The sequence below is a fragment of the Streptomyces sp. NPDC006879 genome (assembly GCF_042869595.1).
Classification (GTDB): Bacteria; Actinomycetota; Actinomycetes; order Streptomycetales; family Streptomycetaceae; genus Streptomyces.
Genome location: NZ_JBIAGC010000003.1, coordinates 43951 through 57315, shown reverse-complemented (window position 1 = coordinate 57315; position 13365 = coordinate 43951). Strand labels below are relative to the sequence as shown.

Genomic DNA, 13365 nt, shown 5'->3' with positions numbered 1-13365 from the left:
GCAGCAGGGCCGCACCGCGGGTGCCCTATCAGGCCAGGGCCAGGAAGAGCTTTTCGAGTTCTTCCTCGCTCATGGGGGGTTGGTTCTCGTCAGCCGCCGTCATGCACTGGCGCATGCCGCTGGCGACGATCTTGAAGCCAGCGCGGTCCAACGCCTTGGAGACGGCTGCGAGCTGGGTGACCACGTCCTTGCAGTCACGGCCGGCCTCGATCATGGCGATGACGCCAGCGAGTTGTCCCTGCGCGCGGCGCAGCCGGTTCAAGACCGCACTCACCGCGTCTTCGTCGACCTTCACCGGTACCTCCAGCTCCTCTGAGTCCTCCCCCATGGTACCCCAGGGGGTATGGGTCACCTGCGGTGGTCAGCCGGACTCCCGCGGTCAACGGCTGCGCAGGGACGCGAGAGTGGCCTCCAGATCGCCCTCGTGGGGGCGGTTGTGCGGAAGCTTGGCGAGGACGGCGGCCATTCCACACGTGTTGGTCAGGGCGGAGAACGCCAACCCAGCGGCGACACCGGCGGACAGCAACCGGAAGGCGGGGTGCACACGCCCCAGAGCGAGGCCCGCCAGGACGACCGTACCGGCCGCGAGGCGGACCTGACGCTCCATGCTCCAGGCGGCACCGGCGCCCCCGTCGGGCCGGTGGAGGTCATGGCCTCCGGCGGCCCAGGCGCTGGTGCCCCCGGCGAGCGTAGCGGTGTTGACGCCGCTGTCCGCCAAGGTCCTACAGGCCCGCTCGGAGCGGGCGCCGGAGGCGCAGACCACGAGGACGTCCCCGCGTTCGGCGGCGTGGCGGATGTCGGGCAGGGCGCGCTGGAGGTGGTCCAGGGGGACGTTCAGGGCGCCGGGCAGATGCCCCGCCGCGAACTCGCCGGGGGTTCGGACGTCGAGGACGACCAGTTCGTGCAACCGGGAGCGGGCCTGGCGGGGGTCGAGTGTGTGGGGGGTGGTCATCCTGGGGACTCCTTGTCCGGTGGGGGCGCTCGACGGGCTGAGCCCAAGGCGCGGGGGTGGGTTTGGGGGTGGAGCTCAGCGCACGGCGTCGGCGAGCATGAAGGCGGCGACGGCCAACAGCGCCACGGCGAAAATCCGCTGGAGGGTGTGTCCGGAGACCTTTGAGGCCAGCCTCTTGCCGTCCCAGGCCGCCAGGATGGCGGCGGCGGTGAAGGGCGCGATCACCGCCCAGTGCAGGGGTGCTCCGCTGCCCGCGCGGGCGAGCAGAGCGGCCATCGAGTTGACGGTGATGACCAGCAGGCTCGTACCGACGGCCACCTGCATCCGCAGGCCCAGCACTCCGACGAGCGCGGGTACGGCGAGGAATCCGCCACCGACCCCGAGGAAACCGGTGACGGCACCGAGGCCGGCGCCCGCTCCGGCAGCCCGACCGGGTCGCACCGGGCGAGGCGGACCATCACCCGTCGAAGCCTTGAACATGCGCACCGCGGCCAGTGCGGCGATGAGAGCGAAGGCGGCCGTCAGCGCCTGTTCGGGCAGTCGGGTGGCGAGGGCCGCTGCGGCGACGGCGGGCAGGATGCCGGCTGCCGCGAACAGGGCCCCGGTCTTCCACCGGACGTTGCCGGAGGTGGCATGACGGTAGAGCGCCGTGGCGGAGGTGGCCGTCACGATCAGCAGGGAGGCCGTGGTCGCGGCAGCCGGAGTGAAGCCGAGCAAGTAGATCAGCGCCGGAACGGCCAGAACGCTGCCGCCGCCACCCAGCGCCCCGAGCGCCAGACCCACAACAGCGCCTGCCGACAGGGCCAGGAGGAGCACGCTCACGCCACCCGGCCGTTGCTTCCGTGCGCGTCCACCACCGGCAGGCCGGCTGCCGCCCAGGCGTTCATGCCGCCCTTGACGTCCACCGCACTGACTCCGCGGTCGGCCAGCAGGCCCGCCGCGCGTTGGGAACGGCTGCCGGAGCGACAGATCAGGACCAGGGGCCGGCCCCGGACCGCGGACGGCAGCTCAGCACCGCTGGCGAGCCGGGAGAGCGGAACGTGCACGGCGCCGGGGGCGTGTCCGGCGTCCCATTCGGCCTGCTCGCGCACGTCCAGCAGGCTGGCTGATCGGTCTGTGCTGCGCTGGTGGGCCTCGGCGGGGGTGACGCGGTCGGTGCCGCGACGGAAGAGGAACATGCTGCTTCCTTCCAACTCGGGGAGGGGATCGGGCGGGGCCGTTCAGCCACGGACGAAGGGAAGTCCCGCCTCGGGTACGGCGTCGAAGGAGTCGTCCACGGCGACCACCTCGCGCCCGACCGCATCCAGCAGCGAGGCGGCGATCGCGGCGCGCATCCCGCCCGCGCAGTGCACCCACACCTCACCTGCCGGAACCTCACCGAGGCGCTGGTGCAACTGGTGGATGGGGATGTGGACGGAGCCCTCGATCCAGCCGGTGGCCCGCTCGGAGTCCCGGCGCACGTCGAGCAGGACGCGGTCCACCCGTGGGAACCCTGCGGCGAGATCGGCGAAGGTGGCACGGGGGAACGCTCGTGCCGCCTGACCGTCCGGTAGCCAGGACGTCAGCTCACCCACGGACGCCGCGGCCGGACGGTCGATTCCGACCTGGACAAGTTCCCGCTGCGCCTTGGCGAGCTGCTCGGGGGAGTTCGCGAGGAGCGTGACGGGCTTGCCCCACGGGATCATCCACGCGAGGTACGTGGCGATCTTGCCGTCGCCCTCGAAGTTGAAGGACCCCGCCACGTGCCCCTGCGCGAAGGCGATGCGGTTACGCAGGTCGACCACCCATTCCCCGGCGGCCAGGCGCGCGGCGATTTCGGCGGCATCAGCGACCGGGGGCGCCGTCAGGTCCACCGGACGGGGGCCGGCAGCGTTGGTCGGGCCCATGTGCGCGTAGTAGGCGGGCACGTCCTCCAGTGAGGCCAGTAGATCCCTGACGAATGCGTCGACGTCCCTCGTGAGCGCCTCGTTGGCGGCCTTCTCCTTGCCGATGGTGCTGGCGTCCCCCTCGGCCTGGGACGAGGAGCAGAAGCTGCCGAACCCGTGCGTGGGGAGGACCTCGGTCTCGTCGGGGAGCTCTGCGGCCAGCCGGTGGGCTGATGCCTGCTGAGCCCGGGCGAGTGCCTCGGTCAGTCGTGGTTCGACGAGGTCGGGCCGCCCGACGGTGCCGATGAGGAGGGAGCCGCCGGTGAAGGCGACTACTGCCTCACCTTGCTCTTCCAACACGTAGGAGGTGTGGTGCGGGGTGTGGCCGGGTGTGGCCATCGCCCGCAGTACGAGACCCTCGTCGATGGCACGGGTGTCACCGTCCCGAACGGGGGTGCGGGCGAAGCTGACGCGGGCCGCGGCCGGTACCAGGTATTCGGCTCCGCTGATCCGGGCCAGGTCCAGGCCTCCGGTGACGTAGTCGTTGTGGACGTGGGTTTCCACGACGTGTGTGATGCGCACTCCCCGTCGGGCCGCAGCCGCGACTACCCGCTCGATGTCGCGGGGCGGGTCCACGGCCACCGCGGTGCGCCCGCCGCCCGCCAGGTAGCTGCGGTTACCGAGCCCCTCGACCTCGATGGTGTCGATGAAGAACACGTAGCTTCTCCTCTCCTTTGAGATTACCCCCGGGGGTATACATCGAGCGTAGCACTGGTACCCCCGGGGGTATTCCCGACGGTCGGGGACTGCCTCGGGAAACCCTCCTCCACCGGTCCCGTACCCACCCCGGGACCAGCCACATCGTCCTGTACCAATGGAAGTGCACACATCTGCGAGGCGGCACCCTGCGTGACGCACGACCACCCAGGACCACCGGGGCGCCGCGGCTGGCACCGGCTCGCGCCGGCTCGCGCCGAGAACTACGGGGCAACCGCTGCTGGCGAGCGACCGTCACCCCGCCTCCGGCACAGCACGGGCTCCCGCAGCAGCCCTGATCCAGCCGCCGAGGGACCGTGGCGGCGGATGCGAGCGCCCCGCCCGACATCCGGCCGGCGTCGAACTTCGGGTGGTGGAAGTCACCCACCCGAATCACGCTGCGGGGCCGCAGGGGCACCCGGCGGGCCGCCTCGACTCGTCCGGAGGCCAGTCGGCGTCCGGGAGGACCCCTCAGCCGCGCACCCTCCGGGCGCCCTTGGCCAGGGTCCACAGGAGTGCGACGTTCACGGCGGCACCTCCGGCGAGGTAGACCAGCGGGCCGAAGGAGTTCGCGGTGACACTGCCGACGCCGTCGAGGAGCGCCTGGATCGGCATCACGCCGAAGACCGTGACGAGCAGGGAGCCAGGGAAGGTCAGGAGGTACAGCAGGGCCAGGTAGCCGTCAGCGGATGCGCCGGCTACACCGCGAACCAGGCCCGCCACGGCGATCAGAGCGAGGTACCCGAGAGCCAGGTTGCGCGCGAGGGGCACGGGGCGATCCTGGCGGGCGGGAGGCTTCAGGGGCATCGGCCGGGTTCCCTCTTCGTGGACGTGACGGGTTCGTGGACGTGACGGGGTACGGGCGGCCCGCGCCGTTCGAGGACACGGGCCTACCCCACTCCATCATTGAACACGTTCAATGTGGAAGCGAGGCCGTCGGGTCCCAGAACCCGACTCGCACCGGCGGCTCACCCCCTTCCAGAAGTTGGCGCCCAGCTTGTCCCAGCGCTTGCGGCCGGCCTTCTCGCTGCACGTCCGGTTGCAGGGAGCTCAACCACCCCGGCGCGTCGGAGGCGTGGACCACAGCCTTCCCGCCGGTGGACTGGGTGAGGGGGCGACCGGCGCCCCCGTCTACGGTGAGCGTGGTCTGCGGGGTGGCGCGCGGCGCCCAACCCTGCGGTGACCGAGGACTTCACCCGGCGGTCGGCGTCGCCGTAGGCGCCAACGCCAGCGCGGGTGCGCCGTGGGCCGCCTTGGCCGTGGAGGTGATTTCCGCCCCAACGGTTGCACGGGGAGACGGTGATGGGCAGTTCGACAGGGCTCGCGTCGCCGCCGGTGACGCCGCCCGGCACAATCGGCCGCGCGCACCCCGCCAGGGCCTCAGGCGGCAGACCCCAACACGTTCCGCACACACGGAACACCCCAGAGCCGCGCGGCCAGCGCGCCGGGGCGGCGCAGCCGCCCCGGCGTCAGGTACGCCCCCTTCGCCGGCGCGGTACACACCACGCCCGCACGAAGGACCGCCGACCCCTTCGGCCCTCCACATCACCAGCAGAGCTCACCCCCGTGCAGCTCAGCAGGTCGGAGCAGCCGCCACGGCCGACCACGACTCCCCTGGAGTCCGACCATCCCCACGGATCGCGCCACGACTGGCGCGGCAACACTAGAGTGGCGATGAATCTTGGCCAACGTACACCAAAGTAACGACACTCCGTCAACCAGAGTGTTCCACGAGCGACCCCTGTAGGCTTGGCCCAACACTCTGGTGGGGGGGACCGGCGTCACGAAAGGGAGGTCACGGACATGGACGATGACCAGTCACCCACCTTCGCTCAGCTCCTCGACTACCTCTTCCAGGAGGTCCACCCACCCTCAAGAGGCCCGTACACCTACGCAGAAGTCGCCGAAGGCATCCGGCAGGCCTCAGTCGGGGAAGGGCGTGGAGTGACGGCGAGCGCGATTCAGCAGCTACGTACCGGTGCGAAGCGCAACCCGACACGTCACACCATCAAGGCCCTCGCCGACTTCTTCGGCGTACCGGCCGGCTACTTCGTGGACGGAGCGGCAGCCGAACGCACCAAGGCGGAGATCGGCCTGCTCGCAGCCATGCGGGACCAGGGCGTCCGCAAGGTGGCCCTGCGCGCCAACGGGCTGAGCGTGGACAGCCTCAACATGCTCTCCACGGTGATCGAGCAGGCCAGGAGGCTCGAAGGCCTGGCCAACGACGAGTCATCCCAGGGGCTGAATCTCGACGACTGAGAGAGGCATGGCGGTGCGTGCACTTCGCGGCGGCGCTGGTGACGACAGCGCCGGGAGCATGGCGGCTGCCCTGACGAGAGCACCGGCCGCCGCTCCAGGGCGACCATCCGGCCAAGGCAGCACAACCTGATCCGACCAGGCGCCAGCGGCGGACCCACCGCAACCGGACACTGCGGTCGGCTACCGGCACCTTCGCGCACCCCTGCTTACCGGCCGCCGCCTTGCGCATGTGAGCATATGGGCCGGGTTCCGGACCTCATGGTGAGGTCCTCATCGGCCACCGGCGTTCGCCGCAGCGGTTTCAGGAAGGTACATGCATCTCGGGCAGCTCCGCGCCGCATGTGAGGAGCGGGTCGCGGCTCTAGGTCTTCCGCACCGCTTCAGCACGCGCGACCTCCGTGACGCCGCGTCAGAGGCCATCGGCCGGCCCATCCTGCTCCGCCCCCTGAGCACACTCGGCGTGAAGGACGCTCCGTGCGGCATACGCCTGCAGACTCCCGACGCGGACTTCCTCTTCTACGAGGAAGCCACGTCACCGCTGCACCAGAACCACATCCTCGCCCACGAGATCAGCCACATCATCTGTGACCACCCCGGCAGCCTGGAGCTGGACCAGGAAGCGGTACGAGCCATCGGTTTCAACCCGACCCTCGTCCAACGCATGTCCGGTCGCACGAGCTACAGCACCGAGGACGAACGCGAAGCCGAAGTGATGGCCAGCGTGATCCGACAACTCATGTACCGCGGACGCGAGCTGCCGCCGAGCCAGCCCGCACGAGGCACCGAGCGCTGGGAAGCGCTGTTCGCCGAGCCGCCGAGAAAGGTCCGCCGCCGGAAATGATCAATGTTCTCTTCTCGGGCACAGCCTTGGTGCTGTTGGCCTTCGCCGCCTACTGGGTCCGCGGGCGGGGCGGACACCGCCCCACCGGCGCATGGGCGATGGCGGCGCTACTGACCTCCTTCGCCCTGGCCTTCGCCTCCTACTCACCGATCGTGGAACGGGCAGTCGAGTCCGTCGTCCCGCACGTCGCCCGACTCCTCAGCAACACGTTCACGCTCGCCGCGGCCACCTCGGTCCTGGCCTTCATGTTCCAACTCAACCTGGAAGCGGACCGGGCCCGCCAGCAGATCCGTCTCCGCGTCATCGCGCTCGCCCTCGCCGTCACCGGGATGAGCGTCTTCTTCACCGCCGAACAACTCACCCACCGTTCACCCGTTCTGTACGCGTGCTACGTACTGATCTACATCACCTACCTGGGCTACACGGCCAAGGACTTCCTCCAACAGACCTGGGCGCAGTCCAAGCGCTCGCGCCGCCGGAGCCAGCGCATCGGCCTGCGTGTCACCTCGGCGGGATGCGCCTTCGCCCTCGTCTACGCGGGGTACAAGGTGTTCGCCCTGGTGTCCATCGGACTGGGTCTGGGCCTCATACCCGACCACGCCCGGTGCTCGACTGCGCTGACGCCCGCCCGCTGCGCCTTCAGCGTGACCGCTCCGGCCCTCGCCGTCCTCCTCATCACCGTCGGGCTCACCGTCCCCGCCCTGCTGTGGCCGATCAGCCGACTCCGCGCTCGACGCTGGGAACGCAGTTCCTTCGCCGCGCTGGAACCGTTGTGGAACGATCTGACCGCGGTGGTGCCCGAAGTGGTGCTCGACCCCACGGACGCCACGCCCGGCGCCCGTGCGGCCGACCTCGACTTCCACCTGCACCGGCGTGTGATCGAGATCAATGACGCGGTGCTTGCCCTGCGCCCGTACCGTTCCCTCCAGGTGCAGAAGAGCGCGATCGGCACGGTCGCCCGCCGGGGCAAGGCCGACACCTCCGAAGGGGGCGCAGAGGTGGAAGCAGCCGTTCTCTCAGCGGCCGTGACCGCGAAGAGGAGCGGAAGCACACCCCAGGACGAGGAGGCACCGCCGGCCGCCGGCACCCACACCCGCAAGGGCGACCTGCACGCGGAGACCGCATGGCTGCTGCTCGTCGCACACGCCTACCTCCGCCACCGCTCGCCGCAACGAGCGGAGCCCATCGATCTAGGTACGGCGGCCGGATCATGACCGACCCCCTGCGCGATCCGCTCTTCTTCGGCGACCCGTACTCCACCTACGACCGCTTGCGCAGCGCCTCGCCCGTCCAGAAGATTCCCACCGGGTCCGGGGGGCACTACTCGTACCTCGTCACCGGCCACGCCGAGGCCCGACAGGCCTTCACCGACCCCCGCCTATCCAAGGACACGGCTCGCTTCTTCGCCGGTCAGCGCTCGCGCCGCGACCTGCACCCGGCCCTCTCCAGGAACCTGCTCGCCAGCGACCCCCCGGAGCACACCCGCCAAAGGAGCGTGGCGGGAAGGCTGTTCACCGCCGGGCCCGTCTCGAAGCTGCGTCCCTACATCAGCGAGGTGGTCGAGGGCCTGCTGGCGGGATGGGAGTCGGGCACCCGGGTCGACCTGGTTCAGGGGCTCGCCGGCCCCCTCCCGGTCACCGTCATCTGTGAGCTCCTGGGAGTGCCCGAGGCGGACCGCCAGCAGGTCTCACAGTGGTCGAACGACCTGTTCGCGGCCGGTGAGCCAGAACGGATCGACGCCGCCTCCCACGCCATCGGCGCCTACATGGGCGAACTGGTGCGCAAGGCCTACGAGGAGCCCACGGGCGGCCTCCTCAACACGCTCGCCGAGCACGGCGAGGATGGCCGCCTCCACGAGGAGGAGGTGGTCTCGCTGGCCGCACTCCTGTTGGTGGCCGGGCACGAGACCACCACCAACCTCATCGCCAACTCGGTCCTGGCCCTGATCCAGCACCCCTCCTCACTGGCGAGGTTGAAACAGGAACCGGATCTCATCGCCGGCTCGCTGGACGAACTCCTACGCTTCGACTCCCCGGTGGGCATCGCGACCTTCCGTTTCAGTACGCAGGAGCTCCAGCTCGGTGGCACCTTGATTCCGGCAGGGTCCCCGGTGCTCATCGCCCCCGGCGCGGCCAACCGCGATCCGGCCGCGTTCGTCGAGCCGCAGCAGCTCGACCTCGGCCGCCGGGCCAGCGGCCACCTCGCCTTCGGGCACGGGATCCACCGGTGCCTGGGAGCCCCCCTGGCGCGCGCGGAGGCGGAGATCGCCCTGCGCGCCGTCCTCACCCGCTTCCCCGACATCCGCCTGGCCGTCCCGAGCGAGGACCTGGAGTGGCGCCGTACCCGTCTGATGCGGGGGCTGAAGTCGCTGCCCGTGCTCCTGTGACCGGGACTCGGGGACGCGCCGCGCTCGGTCGGCGACTCCCCCAGGAACCGGGAGGTCCTCCGGACGCCGATAGCGGCCCCCGCTGGTCGACGTCGGACCTCGGTGCCCGCGGCAGGACCTCGAACCACTGCGCTGGCACACCAAGGGGACGCTTACCTCAAATCAAGCTCAAGGATTCCCGGTCCACCAAACACCGAGAGGTGAATGCCGAGTAGCTTCACCGCTACCGATTCGCCCGGCGGGGCGGCGTGGTCATTGGTACCGCACGGCCGGCCACATGGGGAACTTCGGGTGGGTAGCCATCCAGGTGAGCAACATTCGCAGATGCGAGGAATTCCGTGAATCTTCAACCGCTCCACGAAGCCTGCGGCGCATCCGCTTCCCATCCGCGAAGAATTCGACGCCCACCCACGGCAACCCTGGCCGCACGCACGATTGTGCTGAGTGATGGGCGGCATGTGACTGTGGGGGATTTGATGGAAAGACCCCTCGCGAGCGCGCCGCCACTGCGGAGCCACACCCTGCCCGGACAGATCGATCACAACCAAGGCACCCCCTCCTCGACGGGGCGGCGCGCAGCGCCGGAGACGGCGCCCCACCAGGCACGAGGGAGCGCCCTTACGCTGGGCCCACTGGGGCGCAACGACGCCGCGGCGAGGCGTCGCGGCTGTCGCCGCACCCTCTGCGCACCATCCAGTTCCGGCGTGCGCACCAAGACTCCACCCACCTGTCGAGAACGAAGAGCTGAACGCCGAGAACCATGAGTCGAGCACCGGGAAACGAACCTACCTAAGAGTTTCCTGTGAGAACTTTGGTGAAATTTGAACAGAGTGGTGAGTTTGCTCCGCTGCCCGCTCCACCCTCTTTACGAAAAACTGAGCCCAGGGCCGTCTCGGAGTACCCGCGGGCACATTGCGTTGCTTGGCAGTAAGAGTGCCGGCGGGAGTAGCATTCCATACGCCAACTACTTGAGCGGTGGTCAGGATGCGCGGCACTGATTCACCGCTTTCACTACGCGATGTGCTGGAGAGGCAAGGATGGTCGGGCAAAGCGGCGGTATCACGGCGAGGCCCTGTCAACCGATAGTGTCCGCCAGGCTGTCCCCTCCCCCTCTGGGTCCGCTGGTGGACCGGCCCCGGCTCTACCGCCGGCTCGACGCCGGCGTGGCGGGCCACCTCACGGTGGTCGTGGGGCCTCCCGGCGCGGGCAAGACAGCGCTCCTGGCGTCCTGGGCGCGCTCCCATGTGGGCGGGCCCAGACACACCGCCTGGCTCACCCTGGACGCCGAGGACAATGACTCCGCACACCTGTTCGCACACCTGGAGGCAGCGCTGGGCCGGATCGGCGTGGCCACCCCCGCCACGCCGGACGGCTTCGAGCGCTCGGAAGGCGAGGCAAGCGTCCCGGCGCTGCTGAACGCGGTCACCGCGTTCCAGCGACCCGTCGTCCTGGTACTGGACGGGGTCCACGAACTCCACACCGGGCCCGCCTTGAACTCCCTGCTGCAGTTCACCCGCTACGCTCCCGCGTGCCTGCGCGTCGTGATGGCCTCGCGCAGGGAGCCGGAGTTGCCGCTGCACAAGTTGCGGGCCTTGGGCGACCTGACGGAGATCAGGGGCACCGACCTCGCCTTCACCCAGGAAGAGGCCACCGCCCTGTTCCATGCGCACGGTACGCAGGCCCAGGAGCAGCGGATGGCCCGGGTCATCGAGTGCTCCGGTGGCTGGTCCCTCGCCGTTCGCTATGCCGCCGCCCAACCGATGCGTGACACCAGCCACAAGTCATGCCTGGAAGGGTGGTCCCAAGCCATCCGGTCCTGTTCCGACTTCTTGATCTCGGAACTGCTGGAGCCGCTGCCCGTGGAGCACCAGGACGTGTTGCTGCGTACCAGTGTGCTCACCGAGTTCAGCGCCTCACTGGTGCGAGCGCTGACGGGACGGACCGATGTGCACCGCACCCTGCGGATGCTGGCTACCGTGTACGACTTGCTGGACCGCGACGACGAGTGGACCTACCGGCTGCCCAACCCGTTGATCCGGGGAGTGCTCTGCCGGGAGCTGGTCGAGCGGTGCGGTGAGGACGAGGTGGTCCGCCTGCTGCGGACGGCCTCCGACTGGTACGAGGAGGCGGGGCACCACTCCAGGGCGAGGGAGCACGCGCAAGCGGCGAAGCGGCATGCCGCACGATCGGATTCCGAACCCGGGATTGTCTTCCCGCCCTTCCTGGCGGCGGACCAGGCGCAGGGGCGGCCCTCCCGAGAAGAGGAGGAGGCCGTGGTGACGTCGTCACCCGCTCCCCTGGTGACGGCATCACCCGTTCCCGCGCTGGCGCCGTCACCCGTTCCCGTGGGGACGGTCCCCGCCCGTCCCTCCTCCTCCGTCCTCGCCGGGTACGCCCCGGGGGCAGAGGAGCCGCTGACGCCGACCGAGCTGGACGTCCTGCGGCTACTTCCCCTGGGTTGGACCCTGGATGAGATCGCCGTGCAACGCCACGTCTCCCTCAACACGATCAAGACGCAGGTGAGGGCGATCTACCGCAAACTCGGGGTGAGCAGGCGGCGTGACGCCCTTGTCGTCGCCGCCGCGCGCGGCATGCTCTGACCGTCTTCCTGCCGGGCCCGGTTGCCTCCGGTTCCGCCGCTGAGGCACTACCGCACCAGCTGTTGCGTCGCACCCCAGCGGGTGTCGAGCCACCTTTCGGAGCGTGTCGGCACGAGGGCGTTCTGGCCGCGGGGTCGCCGCTGACACGTGATGTCACTAACCCCACGCATTTCACCTCCGACGTGTGATGTCCCGCCAGAGACCGGGCGGTTGTCTAGAGCCATCACCACAGTCCACGCGAAGGAGGCGGGCGGTGCGGGACGACGGCCAGCGCAGGGGCAGCAGCAACGAGCTCGACGGGCTCAGGCGGTTGGAAGCAGTGAGTGGACCGGCTGTCCGACCGGTGCGCGGCTCCTCCCGACTACCACCACTTCCGGGGGAACCCCCCTACTCGGTCTTCGTCTCCTCGATCGGCGACCCGACCGTCCTGTGGTCCGATACTCCCGCGCAGCCTCGGGGGCTGGACGGCGCGGGCGGCGGCGTCGACGCGGAGCGGGCACGGCTGATCAGCATCGCGGAGGCGGTGGAGCGGTACACCAACGCCTTCTACCAGCCGCACATGGTGCGGTGGGCGTCCGCCGACGAGCTCGGCGACGAAGCTGTCTCCTTGGAGGCACTTCCGCGCTGCTCGGCCACCGAACTGGCCGACGAGGCGAACTGGCTGATCGATCCGGACCCCTCGCTCCCCCAACGCTGGGTACGCGGCTGGTCCCTCACCAGGCAGCGCCCGGTGTGGGTCCCGGCCAGCTACGTCTGGTTGTTCACGGCGCACGAGGCGATCGGTGAGCGGATCGCCAACCCGATCTCCACCGGCTGCGCCGTGCACGGTGACGTACAACGGGCCCTGGTCAACGGAATCTGCGAAGCGATCGAGCGTGATGCCATCTCACTGGTGTGGCTCCAACAGCTGGAGCTACCCGAAATCGACCTCGCGGACGATCCCGCTTTCCGCGCACAACGCGCCCTGGTGCGCGACGGATTCGTGGAGTACCGATTCTTCGATGCCACGACCGACGTCGGTGTGCCCACGGTCTACGCGGTCGTGCTCAGCGACCACCACCGCTCCCTGGGACAACTGGTGATGTGCGCGTCGGGCCCGGATCCCGTCGACGTGGTCCGCAAGATCTACCGCGAGGCCGCGTCGTCAAGAATCGCGCTCCAGGCCTCACACCCGGTGCCCGAGGACCCCCAGGACTTCACCAGCGTGCTGCACGGCGCCATCCACATGGGGCGTCCCGAACGCCGCGAGGCCTTCGACTTCCTCCTACGGCGGCCCCGCCCCACGCGGGCCCTGGCCGAGTTGCCCCGGGCGTCTGGCACCGATCCCGACGAGCAACTCAGCTGGCTGGTGGCTCAGCTGGACAAGGTGGATGCCGAGGTGATCGCCGTGGAGCTCACCACCTCGGAGGCACGCCTCGCGGGCCTGCGGTCGGTACGGGTCATCGTTCCCCAGCTGATGCCGCTGTCCTTCGTCCACCGCAACCGGTACCTCGCGCACCCCAGGCTCTACCGCGCGCCGCGGGCCATGGGCTTCCAAAGCCACCCCGAGCATGAACTCAACCGTCACCCCCAGCCGTTCGCCTGACGGCGGCCCCGCAAACGACCTCTGGCCCGTCTCTCCTCTGCGCCCTTAGGGCCGTTGCGGTTTTCCGTCAGCGACCGGGAGGCAGTCGAGTCGGTGTCGATGCCGACCGTGGCGCCCTCGT

The 13365-nt window shown here is 69.8% G+C and carries 12 protein-coding genes; 6 read left to right on the top strand and 6 right to left on the bottom strand.

Annotation, left to right across the window (positions count from 1 at the left end; all coding sequences use genetic code 11):
• Window positions 1-28 precede the first annotated feature (28 nt).
• The 6 genes from ACFYMC_RS03495 to ACFYMC_RS03470 all read right to left on the bottom strand — a co-directional run bounded on the left by ACFYMC_RS03495 (window position 29) and on the right by ACFYMC_RS03470 (window position 4380).
• Complete coding sequence (locus ACFYMC_RS03495; protein WP_388518136.1) at window positions 29-328, bottom strand: metal-sensitive transcriptional regulator; 300 nt, start codon at window positions 326-328, stop codon at window positions 29-31.
• Window positions 329-379: 51 nt separating this feature from the next.
• Window positions 380-952, bottom strand: coding sequence for a rhodanese-like domain-containing protein (locus ACFYMC_RS03490; RefSeq protein ID WP_388518133.1), 573 nt, complete (start codon window positions 950-952; stop codon window positions 380-382).
• A gap of 75 nt (window positions 953-1027) precedes the next feature.
• A complete protein-coding gene (locus ACFYMC_RS03485; RefSeq protein ID WP_388518130.1) occupies window positions 1028-1774 on the bottom strand; it encodes a sulfite exporter TauE/SafE family protein in 747 nt (248 codons plus the stop codon).
• Complete coding sequence (locus tag ACFYMC_RS03480; RefSeq protein ID WP_388518127.1) at window positions 1771-2130, bottom strand: rhodanese-like domain-containing protein; 360 nt, start codon at window positions 2128-2130, stop codon at window positions 1771-1773. The genes ACFYMC_RS03485 and ACFYMC_RS03480 overlap by 4 nt, the downstream gene beginning before the upstream one ends.
• A gap of 42 nt (window positions 2131-2172) precedes the next feature.
• Window positions 2173-3534, bottom strand: coding sequence for a rhodanese-like domain-containing protein (locus tag ACFYMC_RS03475; protein ID WP_388518124.1), 1362 nt, complete (start codon window positions 3532-3534; stop codon window positions 2173-2175).
• 510 nt (window positions 3535-4044) lie between these two features.
• The gene (locus ACFYMC_RS03470) at window positions 4045-4380 is read right to left on the bottom strand and encodes a hypothetical protein (protein WP_388518121.1); all 336 of its coding nucleotides are present in this window, start codon (window positions 4378-4380) and stop codon (window positions 4045-4047) included.
• Between the two features lie 996 nt (window positions 4381-5376).
• Between ACFYMC_RS03470 and ACFYMC_RS03465 the strand changes: the two genes are divergently transcribed.
• The 6 genes from ACFYMC_RS03465 (at window position 5377) to ACFYMC_RS03440 (ending at window position 13244) form a co-directional block, all read left to right on the top strand.
• Window positions 5377-5832 carry a helix-turn-helix domain-containing protein gene (locus ACFYMC_RS03465; protein WP_388518118.1) on the top strand — a complete coding sequence of 152 codons (456 nt, stop codon included), beginning with the start codon at window positions 5377-5379 and terminating at the stop codon, window positions 5830-5832.
• Between the two features lie 313 nt (window positions 5833-6145).
• The gene (locus ACFYMC_RS03460; RefSeq protein WP_388518116.1) at window positions 6146-6673 is read left to right on the top strand and encodes a regulator component; all 528 of its coding nucleotides are present in this window, start codon (window positions 6146-6148) and stop codon (window positions 6671-6673) included.
• On the top strand, window positions 6670-7887 hold the full coding sequence (locus tag ACFYMC_RS03455; RefSeq protein ID WP_388518113.1) for an MAB_1171c family putative transporter: 1218 nt from the start codon (window positions 6670-6672) through the stop codon (window positions 7885-7887). The genes ACFYMC_RS03460 and ACFYMC_RS03455 overlap by 4 nt, the downstream gene beginning before the upstream one ends.
• Window positions 7884-9059 (top strand): cytochrome P450, encoded by a 1176-nt coding sequence (locus ACFYMC_RS03450; protein WP_388518110.1) that lies wholly within the window; start codon window positions 7884-7886, stop codon window positions 9057-9059. Before ACFYMC_RS03455 ends, ACFYMC_RS03450 begins: the two co-directional genes overlap by 4 nt.
• A gap of 1124 nt (window positions 9060-10183) precedes the next feature.
• On the top strand, window positions 10184-11659 hold the full coding sequence (locus ACFYMC_RS03445) for an AAA family ATPase (protein ID WP_388518107.1): 1476 nt from the start codon (window positions 10184-10186) through the stop codon (window positions 11657-11659).
• Window positions 11660-11912: 253 nt separating this feature from the next.
• The gene (locus ACFYMC_RS03440; RefSeq protein WP_388518104.1) at window positions 11913-13244 is read left to right on the top strand and encodes a YcaO-like family protein; all 1332 of its coding nucleotides are present in this window, start codon (window positions 11913-11915) and stop codon (window positions 13242-13244) included.
• The last annotated feature ends 121 nt before the right edge of the window (window positions 13245-13365 follow it).

Excerpts from the sequence above, each read along its gene's own strand:
- ACFYMC_RS03455 (WP_388518113.1), top strand. The coding sequence starts at position 6,670 with ATGATCAATGTTCTCTTCTCGGGCACAGCCTTGGTGCTGTTGGCCTTC.
- ACFYMC_RS03480 (WP_388518127.1), bottom strand. The coding sequence starts at position 2,130 with ATGTTCCTCTTCCGTCGCGGCACCGACCGCGTCACCCCCGCCGAGGCC.
- ACFYMC_RS03490 (WP_388518133.1), bottom strand. The coding sequence starts at position 952 with ATGACCACCCCCCACACACTCGACCCCCGCCAGGCCCGCTCCCGGTTG.
- ACFYMC_RS03495 (WP_388518136.1), bottom strand. The coding sequence starts at position 328 with ATGGGGGAGGACTCAGAGGAGCTGGAGGTACCGGTGAAGGTCGACGAA.
- ACFYMC_RS03465 (WP_388518118.1), top strand. The coding sequence starts at position 5,377 with ATGGACGATGACCAGTCACCCACCTTCGCTCAGCTCCTCGACTACCTC.
- ACFYMC_RS03470 (WP_388518121.1), bottom strand. The coding sequence starts at position 4,380 with ATGCCCCTGAAGCCTCCCGCCCGCCAGGATCGCCCCGTGCCCCTCGCG.
- ACFYMC_RS03450 (WP_388518110.1), top strand. The coding sequence starts at position 7,884 with ATGACCGACCCCCTGCGCGATCCGCTCTTCTTCGGCGACCCGTACTCC.
- ACFYMC_RS03460 (WP_388518116.1), top strand. The coding sequence starts at position 6,146 with ATGCATCTCGGGCAGCTCCGCGCCGCATGTGAGGAGCGGGTCGCGGCT.